This window comes from Streptomyces sp. XH2 (assembly GCF_049725035.1).
GTDB lineage: Bacteria > Actinomycetota > Actinomycetes > Streptomycetales > Streptomycetaceae > Streptomyces > Streptomyces roseoverticillatus.
In genome coordinates this window covers 168,137-183,429 of the sequence record NZ_JBMMMZ010000001.1, presented here as the reverse complement: position 1 = coordinate 183,429, position 15,293 = coordinate 168,137, and the positions used below count along the sequence as shown (strand labels likewise).

9 protein-coding genes and 1 pseudogene are annotated in these 15,293 nt (G+C 69.5%); 6 read left to right on the top strand and 4 right to left on the bottom strand.

What is annotated here, in order from left to right:
• Positions 1–158: 158 nt before the first annotated feature.
• Positions 159–1,385: an FAD-dependent monooxygenase gene (locus ACOTKD_RS00845; protein ID WP_424886844.1), complete on the bottom strand. Its 1,227-nt coding sequence runs from the start codon at positions 1,383–1,385 to the stop codon at positions 159–161.
• Positions 1,382–4,390 carry a LodA/GoxA family CTQ-dependent oxidase gene (locus ACOTKD_RS00840; RefSeq protein ID WP_424886843.1) on the bottom strand — a complete coding sequence of 1,003 codons (3,009 nt, stop codon included), beginning with the start codon at positions 4,388–4,390 and terminating at the stop codon, positions 1,382–1,384. Before ACOTKD_RS00840 ends, ACOTKD_RS00845 begins: the two co-directional genes overlap by 4 nt.
• A gap of 188 nt (positions 4,391–4,578) precedes the next feature.
• On the opposite strand from ACOTKD_RS00840, the gene ACOTKD_RS00835 reads away from it, so the two are divergent.
• Both ACOTKD_RS00835 and ACOTKD_RS00830 read left to right on the top strand, forming a co-directional pair.
• Positions 4,579–5,034 carry a thiamine pyrophosphate-binding protein gene (locus ACOTKD_RS00835; RefSeq protein ID WP_424886842.1) on the top strand — a complete coding sequence of 152 codons (456 nt, stop codon included), beginning with the start codon at positions 4,579–4,581 and terminating at the stop codon, positions 5,032–5,034.
• A gap of 221 nt (positions 5,035–5,255) precedes the next feature.
• Positions 5,256–6,635 (top strand): hypothetical protein, encoded by a 1,380-nt coding sequence (locus ACOTKD_RS00830; RefSeq protein WP_424886841.1) that lies wholly within the window; start codon positions 5,256–5,258, stop codon positions 6,633–6,635.
• A 44-nt stretch (positions 6,636–6,679) separates the two neighbouring features.
• On the opposite strand, the gene ACOTKD_RS00825 is transcribed toward ACOTKD_RS00830, so the two are convergent.
• Positions 6,680–9,553 carry a peroxidase family protein gene (locus ACOTKD_RS00825; RefSeq protein WP_424886839.1) on the bottom strand — a complete coding sequence of 958 codons (2,874 nt, stop codon included), beginning with the start codon at positions 9,551–9,553 and terminating at the stop codon, positions 6,680–6,682.
• Between the two features lie 283 nt (positions 9,554–9,836).
• Here ACOTKD_RS00825 and ACOTKD_RS00820 point away from each other — a divergent pair, with 283 nt between their 5' ends.
• The 3 genes and pseudogenes from ACOTKD_RS00820 to ACOTKD_RS00810 all read left to right on the top strand — a co-directional run.
• On the top strand, positions 9,837–10,400 hold the full coding sequence (locus ACOTKD_RS00820; protein WP_424886838.1) for an ArsR/SmtB family transcription factor: 564 nt from the start codon (positions 9,837–9,839) through the stop codon (positions 10,398–10,400).
• A 120-nt stretch (positions 10,401–10,520) separates the two neighbouring features.
• Positions 10,521–11,903 carry an alpha/beta hydrolase family protein gene (locus ACOTKD_RS00815; protein ID WP_424886837.1) on the top strand — a complete coding sequence of 461 codons (1,383 nt, stop codon included), beginning with the start codon at positions 10,521–10,523 and terminating at the stop codon, positions 11,901–11,903.
• Positions 11,900–12,097 (top strand): annotated as a pseudogene (locus ACOTKD_RS00810) (DUF2278 family protein); the annotation flags it as partial. The gene ACOTKD_RS00815 and the pseudogene ACOTKD_RS00810, both read left to right, overlap by 4 nt.
• Positions 12,098–12,177: 80 nt before the next feature.
• On the opposite strand, the gene ACOTKD_RS00805 reads toward ACOTKD_RS00810, so the two are convergent.
• Positions 12,178–13,260 (bottom strand): ferritin-like domain-containing protein, encoded by a 1,083-nt coding sequence (locus tag ACOTKD_RS00805; protein ID WP_424886836.1) that lies wholly within the window; start codon positions 13,258–13,260, stop codon positions 12,178–12,180.
• 458 nt (positions 13,261–13,718) lie between these two features.
• On the opposite strand from ACOTKD_RS00805, the gene ACOTKD_RS00800 reads away from it, so the two are divergent.
• Positions 13,719–15,128 (top strand): Dyp-type peroxidase, encoded by a 1,410-nt coding sequence (locus ACOTKD_RS00800; RefSeq protein ID WP_424886835.1) that lies wholly within the window; start codon positions 13,719–13,721, stop codon positions 15,126–15,128.
• Positions 15,129–15,293: the final 165 nt, after the last annotated feature.

Sequence of the window (15,293 nt, the reverse complement as noted above, 5' to 3'; positions counted from 1 at the left end):
AGGTCACGGGAACCGCAGGTGAGAGCCGTGCATTCGGCCCGACCAGTATCTGCATTGCGGGCCCGGCGGCGGCCGGGCCCCCGTCGGGGGCCGGGCCCGGGCCGGGGACGCCCGTCCGGCACGGGCCGGGCAGGCGGGGCCCGGGCAGCCTCGGACCGTCATGCCGGGCGTTGCTCGGGAGCCATGGGGGAGAGGGAGGAGTTCGTACGGCGCTTCCAGAAAGGGTGTGCGGGCCAGCGCCGTTCCTGGCCGTAGTAGTACGCGTGGTGGCCGAGGTAGGCGTCGGCGATGCCGTCGAGGAACGCGGTGTACTGGGTGAGGGCCTCGGCGACGGTGCCGCGCAGGCACAGGTCGGCGGTGCGGCCTGCGTGGGCCCCGGTGTGCAGGGCGGTGAGGATGCCCTGGGAGGAGAGCGGGTCGAAGGCGAGGGCGGCGTCCCCGGTGGCGAGCCACCCCGCCCCCGCAGGTGGCGAGAGGCGCAAGCCGTGAGCGGCGGTCCAGTGCGGAGCGGCCGGGGGAGGGGCATAGCCCTCCAGCCGGGTCCGCAGGTGCACGGTGCGAGCGGCGTGGGCCAGGAATCCGGTGGGCGTGCGCAGCGCGGGAGGGGCGAGGTCGGCGTCGGTCAGATGCGCCACGAGCCGGCCGGCGGGGATCCTGACGGTGTACCACCAGCCGCCGGGCACCGCCTCGACGAGCGTGCGCAGATCCTCGTCCGAGCCCCGGGCGTGCGGCATGCGGCGGTCGAAGAGGGCGTAGGCGGCGATGAGCCGGTCCTGGCGGTGCCGGGCGGCCCGGCGGCGGCCGATGATGCAGCGGCGGCCGGTCGCGTCGACGACCCAGTCGCAGAGCAGTTCCTCGACGGCGCCGCCCCGGCGCAGCAGGAGCTGCTGTTCGGATCCCCGGGCGTGGTGGCGTACGACGGCGGCCCGGCGGAACCCGGCGCCCGCGGCGAGGGCGGCACTGCGCAGCGAGGCGTCGAAACGGGCCCGGTCGAGATGGCGGCCGTGGCCGTTCGGGTCGAGGACGTCGCTGCGGTCGTAGAGCTCCGGCGATCCCCAGGAGGCGAGGATTCCGGTGGATCGCAGGTGCCGGTCGGCCGTGACGTGCGGCCACAGGCCCAGGTCGTGCAGGAGCGGCCGGGCCGCGGGCGGCAGTGTCTCCCCGATGGTGAACCGTGCGTTCGCCCCGGACGGGTCGGTCGCCCCGTTCGCCACGGACAGGTCGTTCGCCCCGGACGGGTCGGACGGGTCGGCGTGGTCGTCGACGAGGAGGACGCGGCGGCCGGCCCGGGCCAGGACCAGGGCTGCCACGGCGCCCGCGGGGCCGCCGCCGGCCACGACCACTTCGAAGCGCCCGCCCGTCGAGGGCGCGGTGCGGGTGTTCACCGCCGGTCCGGGTAGCGGACGATCTTCTCGTAGTAGCCCGCCAGCACCTCCTCGTCGGGGCGGTCCACCGTGCGCAGGGCGGCGTCCACCGCTTCGTCCCGGCGGGCGGGGTCGGCGGCCTCGGGCACGTGCAGGAACACCAGGTTTCGCCGGTCGGGCGGGGGCGTGCTCGGGGTGAAGCTCACTTCGGACTCCACCAGCATGGCCCGGGGCAGCTCCGGGTCGTCGGCCGGTCCCTCGCGCCGTTCGACGAGGCCGAGCTTGCCGAAGTCCTTGACCATGGCGTTCATCTGGGCGGCGGGGCTGGTGGCGGGCAGCCACCTGTCCCACACGGCGCGGTTCTCGAAGGCGGTCCGGCGCTCCTCGGGGGTGAGCGTGGTGTCGACGGCCGTCTTGTAGTCCGCCTCCGTGAGGACGTGGTTGGGCACTCGTGCCGGCCAGAAGGTCGGCAGGTAGAGGTCGTAGCGGTGGTTGTAGCCGGACCGGCAGCGGGCGGTGTCGGTCTGCCAGGGAACGGCCATCCACCGGGTGAGGTCTCCCGGCGCTTGTGCGTGCAGGGGGCCGTCGTCCGCGACTGCTTGCTGGGGCGTGAGGGTCGGCCCGTACGAGGGTTCGGGTTCGGCGGGGTCGCGGTGCCGCAGCCGGAAGGGGGCGGTGTACATGGTCAGGTGGCGCATCGGCCAGGTGAACTCGCAGCCCGGGTGGAAGGCGTCGGCCAGGCAGAAGGACAGGACGGCCCGGTCCAGCGCCCGGGGCCGCTCGGCCAGGGGCAGGTCGTCGAGGGACGCGGGCGGCGTGGCGGCCGGGTCGTAGTCGGCGTGGAAGTCCCCTGCGGCCCAGCGGTCGAGCAGCCGGTACTGCAGCGGAGTGAGGGCCAGGTGCTGCCGCGGCGAGGGAGGGCGCGTGCCCATGGCGTCCCCGTAGATCGCGGGCCAGGGAACGGGGGAGGCGGCGTCGCGGTCCATGTCGCGCATCGTCGCCCAGATCTGGTGGCGCAGTTCGGCGTTGCGGTCGCCCGGGTCGCCGGGGTGGTCGCTGGGGGCGGCCAGCCGGGCGAGCCGCTCGGGTGCGAGGAGGTGCTCGCGTCCGGCGTGTCCGAAGTGGGCCGCGAAGCCGTGGTTGACCCACTGGAGGTCGCACAGTCGCCGCAGCAGCGGCAGCACCTCGCGGGTGAAGGAGACCTCCTTCGGAGGTGCGAGGGTGCCCGCGGACACGAAGAGGTCGCGCAGGAGGTCGTACATCGTGCGTACCGACTTGAGCTCCGGCGCGTAGTTCGGGGGAGCGACCACGACCCAGGCGGGGCCGACCGGCACGGGGCGCCCGTCGATGCGGACCTCGGCGGTCACGGGACCGTCGGAGATGTCGTCGTGCCAGGTGTCGTTGTTGGCGAAGTGCCCTGCCGGGGTGTTGGTGATGGAGGCCGAGACCCCGCGGCCACCGAGGAAGAGCAGCCGGCCGGCGGTATCCGTGCGCAGCTCGCCCAGGTAGACCGGCCTGTCCATGAAGGTGCCGGTGTCGAAGACGTACTCGGGCTTGCCCGAGCGGTTGCTGCCGCGGATGGACCGGGGCCCGGGGTCGATGACGAGGCGGTGCCGTTCGGTTTGCGGGACGTCGGCGTTGCGCAGCGCGGTGGCGGGGGCCTGGGCCGCTTCCGGGATGTCCAGTGCCAGCTGGAACTGGTACCAGGCGGCCTTTTTGTTGGCCACGTGCACGGTCCACTTGAGGTCGGCGCTGTCCGAGGTGAGCTCGGCGACCACCTCGCCGGCGGCGTTGTAGCCGTACACGCGGAAGCGGGCCGCCTGGCGTTTGAGGGCGCCGGTCGCGTCCTTGTAGCTGCCGGTCGGCAGCGGAGGGACGTCTTCCACCTCAGGGCCGAGGAAGAACTCCTCGGCGCTGTCGCCGATCCGGGCCACTCCGATCGCGGGGTGGATCGCGGCCCGGACGATGCGGGTGTCACGGCCGGGCGCTTCGGTGGACGCCGGCCGCGCCGGGCCGGGCTCCACCACCGGAACCCCGTTCGCGTCGCGGCGGCGGGTGGCGGAGGCGGCGTAGACGATCTTGCGGGCCTCGCCGAGGCTGCCGACCGGCTGGTGCTCGGGCAGGCTGTGCCAGGGGTTGCAGGCGAAGTTGTCCCCGTAGGCCTCCTGGCCGCGGGCCGTGACCTCCTGCCGGTGCAGGGTCAGCCTCGCCACCTTCACCGGGGCGCTCAGCGATTCCTCCCAGCGTACGGTCGCGCGGTCCAGCGGCATGCTGTCCGGGTCCGTGCGGAACTGCAGCAGCAGATCGAAGGCGGCCTCGCCGGCGGCCAGCCGGTACTGCAGATCACCGCGGAGGAAGGAGGGGTTCTCGTCCGCCGGAGTGGCGTGCGGGTCGCCCTGCGCGCAGCCGGCCGGTACGAGCTTGTACTTCACGTGCCGGTCCGTGCCGAAGGCGTACGGGAGCACACCCCAGTACGTGGCGGTCAGTACGCTCTCCTCGGGCTTGCGCATCTCCCGCAGGATCCGGTCGGTGACAGGATGGTCGCGCCGGTAGGCCACGGGGTCCCGCTCGAACTCGCACATGTCCCGGACGGTGTCGACGAAGAAGACGTCGTGGTTCTGCAGGACCAGGTCCTGAGTGTCCGCCCGGCTCTCCTGCTCCATCAGCTTCGGGCCGGGCACACCGAACAGTTTGATGCCGACACCGGCGGTCCTGCGCAGGTCCGGCCGGTCCGGAAGGACGTCGCTGGAAAAGCGCACCCAGGCCGTGAGGCCCTTCTGCTCCTTCGCGGCCCGGAGGAATCCGATGCACAGACCGGGTGGGAGAGCGGGGTCGACGGTGAGCACGCCGCGGGCGGCACCGTGGAACTTGACGAAGACCGGCCGCAGGACCGGGTCCTGCCCCTGGGCGATCCTGCCTCCCATCCGCTTGTCCACGAACTCGGCCACCAGGGACGCGACGGGATCGGTGGCGCAGTCGGGGAGCGCCTCCGGGGAATCCCCGGGGGCGGCGGACGTCCCGCTCATGGTGTGGACCTCCTGTTGGTGGACTGGACTGGACTGGACTGGAGCGGAGTGGAGTGGAGCGGAGTGGAGTGGAGTGGAGTGGAGCGGAGTGGCATGGAATGGGCGACGCCCCTTCGCCCGCACGGCTGGCATATCACTGCCCGTTGCGTATCCGTCGTAATACGAAATGCGGATGACGAGTCCCTCGGATGGTGTCGGAGCATTTTCTCCGGAGGGCGGCACGCTATGGGCCGTGCGGGTGGCTTGCGGCATCCAAATGGATGCCGGCATCCCTACGTCAGAAACCGCTCTCATGGGTCAAGGTAAGGCTCGATGTGCGACCGGCAGGGTCTCCAAGGCATGAACGAGGAGCGCCGATGAGGGTTTACGAGGCCATCGTCAGGGGGCTGGAAGGCATCGGCGTACAGGCTGCCTTCGGCGGTGCGGGCGAGAACGCCGCCGGCCTGATGCTGGCGCTCAAACACTCGAAGCGGATCCGGCCGGTCATCACCCGGCACGAGCAGGCCGCGTCCTCGCCGCCTACGCGCGGGCGTGCGGCGCCGAGTCTTTCCGGGCGGCGCTGTCCTCCGGCCGGCCCACCCTCATCGACGCCAGGATCACGCGATGGGCGGTCCCGCACTACAGTCCTTCGCCCGACGGAGTGATCGCCGGCCTTGTCGAGACCGTCGAAGCACGCTTCCGTAGCCCGTAGCCCGTAGCCCGTAGCCCGTAGCCCGTAGCCCGTAGCCCGTAGCCCGTAGCCCGTAGCCGGTCGACCGGTCCCCGATTTCGTCCCGGTTACCGTCCCGGCTTCCCGTCCGTCAACGACCCGCATTCCGCATTCCGCGATCCGCAATCCATGCCCGTACCAGGGAGGACCCGGCCCATGCAGACATACGGCCACGCCGGCCTCGACGCCCTCATGGCCCGGCCGCTGCTCACCTCGGTCTGGCGTCGCCGCACCCACCGGGTCAGCCGTGGCAGTTCGGTCGAGGCCGGCTCGATGAGCTGGGCCTCCACACAGCCACGCACACCCCTGACAGAGCTCGAAGAGGCTCTCCTGATCGCCATGACGGGATGCACCGGCCTCACCATGCCGGACCGCCCGTTCGCCGACCCCCGCGACGGCAAGCCGATCATGGCCAAGCCGAATCTCAACATGGCCGGGCGGACCGCAGGCAGCCCCGACAACGCTCAGGGCACGCACTTCTTCCTGATCAACGACACCGGCACCTACTTCCTGCGCAAACTCCCTCCTCCTGCCGAGGGCTCACCGGCGGCGTTCGACACCGAGACCCTGTGCGCGCGTGCGGCCGAGGCGAAGGTACGACTGCTCGACCACCGCATCGACGTGCCGCACGGGAACCGGGACTTCCCGGCCTACCTCGACTCCAACCGGTTCCTGTCGAACCTGCCGGGCACCACCGTCCTGTTCCCGGTGGTCGACCTCTCCCGGCAGTACATCAACGGAATGATGTACCTGCTCACCCAGCCCGAGGGAGCACGGCCCACCATCGTCGACGACCGCAACTTCTACCGCCCCGCGGGTGTGAAGAAGTGGATGAAGTCGGGATTCCTGAACAAGGACATCAAGCTCCCCCTCGGCGCCATCTGGGCGATGCGCACACAGATCGAGGCGGACCTGCTGCTGCAGAACCTCATGCTCACCGCCGACGCCATGGGCCTCGGCGCGTGGATCCACGCATCGCTCGCCCCGCCGGTGATGCTGGGCGACCCCAAGTTCCGTAAGACCTACGGTGCGATGCTCGGCTTCGACTGGTCCACCCCTCGCTGGAAACCCGCGGACCTCCTGCGGTGGCACGTGCCCCTGCCCCGCTTCTCCGACCTGCGAGCGACCACCGTGGGCCTGCGCCACGACGGAGAGCACCTGATCAAGGCGATGTGCCCGCCGAACTACGCCTCGATGGCCGACGCGGTCGACGCCGTCGTGGCGGACAAGTTCGGGCCGAAGGGCATCTACTCCGACGAAGGGCTGTTCGCACGCATCTACCAGGGCGAGTTCGGGTCCCAGTACCTGAGCCAGGCCAGCAACTACTCCGCCGACGTCATCGCGTGCACACGCGACATCTGCACCTACATCTACGAGACCCATGGGCGGTTTCCCGCACACTGCGACACGATCCACGCCCCAGGGGTCTGGCTGCAGGCGCATCACGTCGAGAACGACTACTACGAGCACTTCTTCCGCAACGGGCTGACCGAGGACCACCGACTGCACGATCAGCGGTGGCACACGACCGGGTAGGCCGCGCACCGTCGCTGCCGACGACGGCCGAATCCGCCCCCTCCCTATTCGCTGCCGGGCCCGGAGTTGTTCCGGGCGGGCTCGACGGGGCGCCACGGCGCGAACGCGTTGGCCGAGCGGGGCAGGAAGCTCGCCAGCTCGGGGCAGTGCCGCAACAGGACGCTCGTCATGCCGTTGCGCTCGATCCAGTCCATGCCGAGCGGCGTGTACACCTCGGGGCGGAAGTCGACGGTGAGGAAGCGGTCGCTCTGCAGCCGCCTGCTGGCCATCACGATGAAGATGCGGAAGGCCGTGTCGCTGAAGCCGAAGCCCTCGGGCGGGTTCTCGGCGAAGAGGCCGACCATGGTGTCGATGTCGTCGACGGTGCGGTAGACGTCCTTCAGCCGTGCGAGGGTCTCCGGCTCGCTGGACAGCTCCTCGAACCGCTTGATGCGCGGCTTGTGCAGGCCGCTGCGGAAGTCGTTGTAACGAGGGACGCCGCGGCGCCGGGTGCGCACCAGATCGACCACGGACAGGTCGATCACCTCACCGTCCCGTTCGAAGGCCTGCAGGGCGCGAGGAAAGTTGTGCAGGGTGATCGCCCCGGGGTTGGCGATTCCGAGTGAGTACAGCGCGTTCGCCAGCCCGGTCTTGCGGATGAGGGGCTCCGCGGCGGAACCCTGCACGGCGTTGAAGTCCAGGGTGTCGATCCGGTGCCCGAACTTGTGGTCGACGATTTCGAAGTCGTCCGGGATCAGCGGGTGCATCCGGTAGACGGTGACGAAGTCCTCGGTGAGGGAGTACGGGGCGGCGTGGTGGTCGGGCAGGGTTTCGGGGATGCCGGTGAGCGAGTGCGCCTCGAACATCCACAGACCCAGCTGGGTGAGCCAGTTCTTCGGAGGGCCCTGCCAGTTGGTCCGCAAGGAGATCTCGATCGTCTCCGTCGCCAGGATCGCGGGGGTCCATTCCACGGTGTGGATCTTGGCGATGAGGGCGGAGACGATGAGGCGCGCCGTGTGGTACACCCGGTTCTGGTCCATGTGCGGGTATTCCCGCCGCAGTGCTTCGCACACGGTGTTGTGTTCGCGTGCGAAGACCGTGTGCATGGCACTGAGGCCGAGCCACCAGCTCTCCCTGAACCCGGTCAGCGGGATGCCGTCGGGGCCGAGTGGCAGGTGCCCGTCCTCCAGGCGCAGTGCCGCGCCGCCGCCCGGCTCGCGCAGCGACATCGCGGACTGCTGGTCGCCGCCGTAGACCTCCGAACCGTCCCACCAGTGGGAGGCGACATTGCCGAAGAGAGCCGGCGGCGCGAGGCCGCCGGGCGGCTGCACGCCCTTGTTCTCAGCGAACCGCATGACGTTCTCGGGCGGTCCGCCGGGAGAGTTGCGCCAGGTCATGCCGGGCGGGAGCGGCACTTCCACGCTCCGCGTGCCGGCGGGGTAGCGCTGGTGGTTGACCCAGTCGTGCACTTGGAACTGGATCCACGCGGCGGCCAGGATGTTCAGCGACCGGGCGGGGATGAAGGCGTCACGGTGGAGCAGCTGTCTGCTGACGGTGACGGGATTGGGGCTGTCGAACAGGTCGGGGCGGTAGACCGGTGCGAGGTTGCGGCCGAACGTGGCGCCGACGGCGCCCATCTTCGGAGCGGACAGGTCGTTGTACGTACCGTCGTAGCTGCGCTCCACCCGTAGCTGCTCCTCGACGGGCGGAGGCACCGGCTGCGTCTTCGGCGGAGCCTGGTGGACCTCAGCGTCGATCAGGTTCTCGCGGCGCAGGGTCTGGCGGAGCGCGACGAGGTTGAGCAGGCCGAGCCGGGTCGGCAGCCGGTACCAGGGAACGAACCGGTTGAGGGCGCGGAAGCCGGCGCGCAGCGGGACGCCGAGTACGGCGTTGCGGCGGGGTTCTTCGGTGACGAAGCGGTGCCCCAGGCGAAGGGCGCTGCTGGCCTCGTAGGCGGCTTTGCGGGCCCGGTTGAGGTTGCCCAAGGGGCGGAAGTCCTCGGTGGTGTTCCACGGGTTGAAGGCGAGCTGCTCGACCCGGGTGGCGGTGGCACGTGCCGGGGAGGCGTCCAGGTCCTGGCGCGGGACGGTCAGTGTCGCCACGGGGATCACCGGCGTTGCGGACTCCTTCCACTCGGCCGCGCCGTCCTCGACGGGTGTGAGCCTGCTGTCCACGTAGCGTTGCACGCACAGCTCGAAGACGATGTCCGCCGTGCGCAGGCGCTGGGCGAGCTCGTGCCGCAGGTGGTCGGGGTCGGTGCGGGAAGGGGGAGGTGCGGCTGCTGAGGGTGCGTCCGGGGCGGGGCGGAGCTGGTAGCGCACGGGCCCGGCGCCGCCCCAGAGGACGGCTCCACGGCTCCAGTACGTCTCGAATGCGAGGCTGCGCACGGTGTGCCGAGTTCCGGCGCGTACGTTGCGGCGCATGCGCCTGGCCGTGGGCCTGCCCACGGCCAGGGGCAGCTTGACGAACAGAGCGAAGGCCTTGCGGGGCATCGAGTCGGCCCCGGCCATGGCCTTCGCGAACGCCACGAACTCGTGGGCGTTGCGGGCGTGGGAGACCGGGAAACTGGTCATCAGGAGGTCGTGGGACTCCTCCGGCCCGGTCCGGATCCGCAGCGCCGCCCCTCGCAGGTCGGGGGCGTGGTCGGGTTGCCGTGCCCCGCTCGCGTTGGACAGCCGGACGGTGACGGGGTACTCCGCTCCGGGCTGTACGAAGCCGGCCCGCAGATCGCCGGGGAGGTCGTCGCGGATGGTCAGCCGGGCGTTCTCGACACCGAGGACCGCCTTCGCGTGGAAGGTCCGCGCGATGGCGGCGGCTCCGCTGCGCTTCTTGACCTTGATCTGCACCCGCATGAGGTCGTGGACGAGCCGCTCGACGAGGATGCGCTCGGCCTCGGGGGACCCACCGGCGTAGCGTTCGTACTGCCCGGCATCATGCATCGTTGCTTCTTTCCGAACGTGACGCCCCCTCGTGATGGGGGAGAGGGAGAGGGGCGGTCACGATCACGGCGCGGCTGCTCTGTCTGCAGACAGGTGCCCTATTGATCATTTTGGGTAATCTGTTCTATCTGTTCTATCTGTGACGATTTTGTACTCCGGTGGTAGGCGATGCCGAGCGCTGCGAGGCAGACGGGTGCATGGCGGGAACGGGGGTGGCACGGTTCGCGCCCCAGAGTTGCAAAGGTTCCTTGCAAATCCTCTTTGCAACTCGTAGCCTTCCGGCATGCCCGGACAACCGCCTGCCCAGGAGATCGCCGATGTCGACGCGCTGCGCGCCCTCGCGCACCCGATGCGGCAGAAGATCGAACAATGCCTGCGCCGGGGCCCCGCGAACTCGGCCGCGCTCGCCCGCGAGTTGGGTGAGAGCACGGGGCTGATCAGCTATCACTTGCGGCAGCTGGCCAAGCACGGCTTCGTCGAGGAGGTCCCGGACCTGGCGAAGGGGAGGGAGCGGTGGTGGCGGACAGTGCCGGGGGACCGGCGGTTCCCTCCGTACAGCCGGCAGACGCCGGAAATGCGTGAGGCGCTGACCGAGATGCACCGGCTGAACCTGGCCGAACTGATCGACTCCGCCCAGCGGTTCGAGGAGGCGCGCGACACCCTGGGGCCCTGGGCGGACGCGGCGCTCTTCTCGCGCGCCACGCTCCGGGTCGACCCCGATCAGCTGCGCGCGTTCTTCGAGGAGTACATCGCTCTCCTCTACCGGTACTCGGACCCGGAGGGAGGGGACGCGCCCGAGAAGCGGACCGTGCTCGTCCGGCTGCTCGGAATTCCCGAGACCGACTGACCGCGCGACCCCACCGACGACGAAGTGGCTCCACCTTCAATGAAGTAGCCCCACCGACAACGAAAGGGGACGCACGCCGTGCCGCTCCCGGCTACGTCCGCATCACTGATACGCCCCGTCATGGCAGTCCTGGCCGCGGTGCTGGCCGGCGCCCTCCTCCTGCCGGCCGCGCCAGGGGCCTACGCCGCAGGGGACGGGCTGGTCCGCCAGGAGGTCGCCTTCCGGGGCGGTGACGGGCTCGTCCTGCACGGCACCGTCCTCAGCAAGAACGGAGCACCCGGCCCAGGGCCCGGCATCGTGCTCGTCGGCGGCTCGGGCCCCGGGCCCCGGGAGGAGTACCGGCAGGAGGCCGAGGCGTTCGCCCGGGCCGGGATCACCACGCTCGTCTACGACAAGCGGACCGTCGGCTACTCCTTCCTCCACCGGGATTTCGGACTGCTGGCCGACGACGCGCTCGCCGGAGTGCAGTTGTTGCGGGCGAGGAGCGGAGTGAACCCACGCCAGGTCGGGATATGGGGGTTCAGTGAGGGCGGCTGGGTCGCGCCGTTGGCCGCGGCGCGCACGTCCGACGTCGCGTTCGTCGTCACCATCGGCGGGTCCGGCTACGACCCGCTGCGCACCCAGGCCTGGAACCTCACCACGCATCTGCACCACCAGGGGACGGGCGGACCGTTCCGTCGCACCATCGCCGGCCCCGCCACCCGATTCATGGGCGCCACCGGCCTGTTCCCCGCGGCCGGTCACGACCCCGTGCCGGTGCTCGAGCGACTCCACCGAACGCCGGTGCTGGCGCTGTGGGGCGAGCACGACACACAGGTGCCGCCCCAGGAGAGCGCACAGATCTTTCATGAGACCCTGGCCCGGTCGGGCAACCGGCACGCGGTCATCGGCTTCGTCACCGGCGGTGCGCACAACGGGCACCGCACGTCGGACGGGTTCGACCGGATCGGCGGCCCCCTCTTCCACGGCAAGAAGCTGGGAGAGCTGGCCCCGGGTTATGCACAGACCATGACCTCATGGGTGCGGGCCGTCGCCGCCGGCAACCCACCGGAATCGAGCACCGCCCCCGCCCCCGTACAGGCGCTCGCCACCACCCCTGTGCCGGGCCACGCCTGGTATGCCTGGCTCGCCCCGGCACTGCTGGTCCTCGGCTTCGCCGCCTATCCGGTGAGCGCCCTCCTGCGCCGAGGCCCGGTCCTTCGGCCGGTGCGATGGCTGGCCGGGCTCGGCCTGCTGGCGGTCATGGCGGCGGTAGCCTGCCCGCTCGCCGTCTTCGTCGTGGGGGACGGGGCGGCGGCGCCCGTTGTGCGGGGCCGTCCAGTGGTCTGGCTGATGGTGCAGGGGCTCGCTGCCGCCGTGGTGGTGTCCGCCTGCGTCTCGGCAGCCGCACTCAGCCGCCGACGGCCGGCACCGAGCCGGGCAGCCTGGCTGCGCCTGGCCCCCGTCGGGCTGGCCGCGGTCGCGTTCGTACCGTGGGCGGTCTGGTGGGGTATTGCCGCATGACGCTGACGGGCTGCGCTCCCATCGCGAGATACGGCGTCCTCGCCTGCCGCGCCGTCGAACGGCGCCGCGAAGGGAGCAGCGACACGCCGCATTACCAGATCCACCTCGTGGACAACACCGGCACGGACTACCGGGCCGCGGTCAACGTACTGTCCCGGCAAGCCCCCTCCGAACTGCTCTACCTGGCCGACGACGACTTCCGTCAGCACGGGCGAGGTGGCCCTTCCAGCACGACGCAGGTCCTCGGCGGGGGCCGGCGAGACAGCCTTCTCTGTCACCCTCCGGCCTCGACGTACCGGAATTCCGGCCCAAAAGCCAGCCCGCTGCCGTCCGGCAGCGGGATCTGCATCAGCTGCCGTGCCGGATCCTCCAGCTGGCGCATCTCCCCGACGGCTTTGCTCAGCAATTGTGCCGGTGTCGGCGTGCTCGACGGATCCGTCTGCCAGGCCTGTTCGAGGAGCCGAAGCATCGCACTGTAGTGGTGATTGAAGGCATCAAGGGGCTCGCGTGCTTCACTGGGGACCGGAACCCCTCCCTGTTCCCAGCCACCGCTGGGGACGGTGCCCATGCGGGAGGTCCGTGGCATGGGAATCTCGTCGCCCTGGAAGTCGAATTTCTGTGGGTCGCTTGACACCAGGATCAGTTTTCGGCCGTGGAAGATCTCCCGGAAGGAGTAGAAGTGGGCCAGCTCCCCCGGCTGCCCCGGGAACGGGTTGTCCGGCGACGCGGCAGTGCCTTCACCCTGTTCCTTGATGATGGTGATGGCAGCCTCTACTTCATCCAGTGATGTGAGTGCGACGACGTCGTTGCCCTTGCCGTGGGACGACATGTTCCTGGTGACCTGCTTGGTTCCCTTGATGAGCTGCGGCTGGTTCCGGAACGCTTCAAGGATTTGTGTGTAGAAGGCTCCGATGGACGTGTGGACTTCCGCGTCCTCGACGACGGGGTCGTCGGGCCTCTCGATCTGGGAGTACATGTCGACCGATTCCCTGGTCAGTCCGGTGAGGGAAACGGAGAGCTCGGGCCGTACACCGCCGGGCAGAGGCCCGGGGTACTTCGGCACCAGTGCCGCGTCGGCGATGCGGGGGGCGCCGCCGATGGTGGTGAGCATGTTGCAGACCAGGCCCATATGGGACATCTCATCAAAGATGATTTCCTTGATCGTTTCGGAGACGGCGCCGTCACGGTCCGGATCCTCGATCGACCAGAGGCCGCACAAGTAGGGAGGAAGCGTCGCCAGCTCGAGCAGGACCGCCTGCTGCAACGCGTTTTTGAGCCACAGCTCGTCGTGTTCCTCGGCGGGTGCCCGCATCAGTTCGACGATCGCATTGCTTCGGTAGTTGAGAACTGTGGACACAGCGCACTCCCTCTCGCTCGCGGGGATCCTGATTCATTGTGAAACACGGCGCGCGCCCGCTAGGAGTTCCCCTGTCAGCCGCTATCGCTTTCACCTGTTCGGCCGCGGCTCGTAGGAGTGCGAACCGAAGGGGGCAAGCCTTCGCGGAGGTGGCCGTAGAAGAGTGACGGCGCTCCTGGAGCTGCCTTCACTCGCAACACCGTCGGGCAGCTTCGTGGTCAGGTGGACGCAAGTCGGCAGTCGGGGTCGACTGAGGATGCGATAGCCAGGTCGCGCATCACCAAAGAATCCACCACGCTGGACGTCAGGTCCTGCACCGTCCACGACAGCCTTCTGCTGCCTCCGACTGATCCAGGTCAGACGGACTTCTTCGCGGTGAGAGCCTCCGTTCGGGCATCGGCCACCCCGCAGGCCGGCCCGCAAGACGTCACGCTCCAGACTCGATGAAAGGGGCCGGCATGCCCGTCGATCTCAAAAATCCCCTGTCGTGGAAGAACGCCACCGGCGATGCCGACACGATGCTGCAGAATCTGCAGGCAAATATCCTGAAGGGTCACGTGCGCGATCACCTTGGCATCCTGCTGCTGCAGTTCGACAAGGGGCCGGAAGACCCGACGGAAGCCCGGACGTTCCTGACCAGGCTGGCCCCGCTGATGAAGTCGGCCAAGACACATCTTCAGGAGGTGAAGGACCACAAGCAGAATGGGTCGAACGGTGCGTCAGACACAGACACATCACCCTATGTAGGGGTCGGGCTGACGAAGGACGGATACCTCCGGCTGGGCCTGTCCGAGCAAGCCATCGACGAGGCTTTCGAGGATGAGGCATTCAAAAGGGGGATGAAGGGGGCTCATCTGAAAGACCCGCCGACCACACAGTGGGAGGACGCCTATCAGAAGGAGATCCACGCCATCGTCCTGGTCGGCGGCGCCGACCCCGGCTCGGTGGACGCCAAACTCCAGGAGATCGAGGGTCTGCGGACGAGCTCGATCAGTGTGATCGGCAGGGAGACAGGCCTCGGCCTGCGCGATGCGGCCGGTCGTGGGATCGAGCACTTCGGCTATGTCGACGGCCGCAGCCAGCCGCTGTTCCTCAAAGAGGACCTGGAGGAAGAAGAGAGCCAGAAGGGCGGCACCTCCATATGGGATCCGAAGCAGCCGCTGGAACGCGTACTCGTCGAGGATCGGCTGGCTCCCAACAAAGTGACGGACTTCGGCAGCTACTTCGTGCTGCGCAAGCTGGAACAGAACGTCCGGGCGTTCAGGCAGGCAGAAGACGACCTCGCCAATGCGTTGAACCTCAAGGACGGCGACCGGGAGCGGGCCGGTGCGATGCTCGTCGGCCGCTTCAAGGACGGTACTCCGCTCACACTGGAGCCCGCGCCCGGAGCACACGTGCCGGTGACGAACAACTTCACCTACGCCGACGATGCCGGCGCCGACAAGTGTCCGTTCCAGGCGCACATTCGCAAGACCAACCCGCGCGGGTCCGGCGATTTCGAGTCAGACTCGGACGAGAGCACCCATCTGATGGCACGGCGCGGGCAAACCTACGGGGAGCGATCCGACGGCGATCTTCCCGAGAGCGGCGTCGGTCTGCTCTTCATGGCCTTCAACTCCAGCCTGCTCGATCAATTTGAGTTCACGCAGAAGAACTGGGTCAACTTCGCCGACTTCCCAGCGCACGGCAGCGAGCCGAGACCCGGCCTCGACCAGGTCATCGGGCAAGGCGATCGCCCCCCGGCGACCTGGCCACAGGTGTGGGGCGAGGAGGAGGGCAAGGAAGTCCCTGCCGTGGCTCAGGCGGTGACCATGAAGGGCGGCGAGTACTTCTTCATGCCCTCGCTCCCCTTCCTGCGGAGTCTGTGACCGGCACGCACCGACCACCACGAGCCGGAGGTCTCCTCGTAGCCCTTACGAACCCTGTCCACCCGGCCCGGCTCACCCGGCTCGGGAGACGAAGACAGGGCCGCGCAGCCCGGCGCAGGTGGCAAAACGCGCGACGAGTGCGGCACGCAACCGGGCCGACGGTAA

Excerpts from the sequence above, each read along its gene's own strand:
- ACOTKD_RS00840 (WP_424886843.1), bottom strand. The coding sequence starts at position 4,390 with ATGAGCGGGACGTCCGCCGCCCCCGGGGATTCCCCGGAGGCGCTCCCC.
- ACOTKD_RS00835 (WP_424886842.1), top strand. The coding sequence starts at position 4,579 with ATGGTGTCGGAGCATTTTCTCCGGAGGGCGGCACGCTATGGGCCGTGC.
- ACOTKD_RS00830 (WP_424886841.1), top strand. The coding sequence starts at position 5,256 with ATGCAGACATACGGCCACGCCGGCCTCGACGCCCTCATGGCCCGGCCG.
- ACOTKD_RS00825 (WP_424886839.1), bottom strand. The coding sequence starts at position 9,553 with ATGCATGATGCCGGGCAGTACGAACGCTACGCCGGTGGGTCCCCCGAG.
- ACOTKD_RS00820 (WP_424886838.1), top strand. The coding sequence starts at position 9,837 with ATGCCCGGACAACCGCCTGCCCAGGAGATCGCCGATGTCGACGCGCTG.
- ACOTKD_RS00815 (WP_424886837.1), top strand. The coding sequence starts at position 10,521 with ATGGCAGTCCTGGCCGCGGTGCTGGCCGGCGCCCTCCTCCTGCCGGCC.
- ACOTKD_RS00800 (WP_424886835.1), top strand. The coding sequence starts at position 13,719 with ATGCCCGTCGATCTCAAAAATCCCCTGTCGTGGAAGAACGCCACCGGC.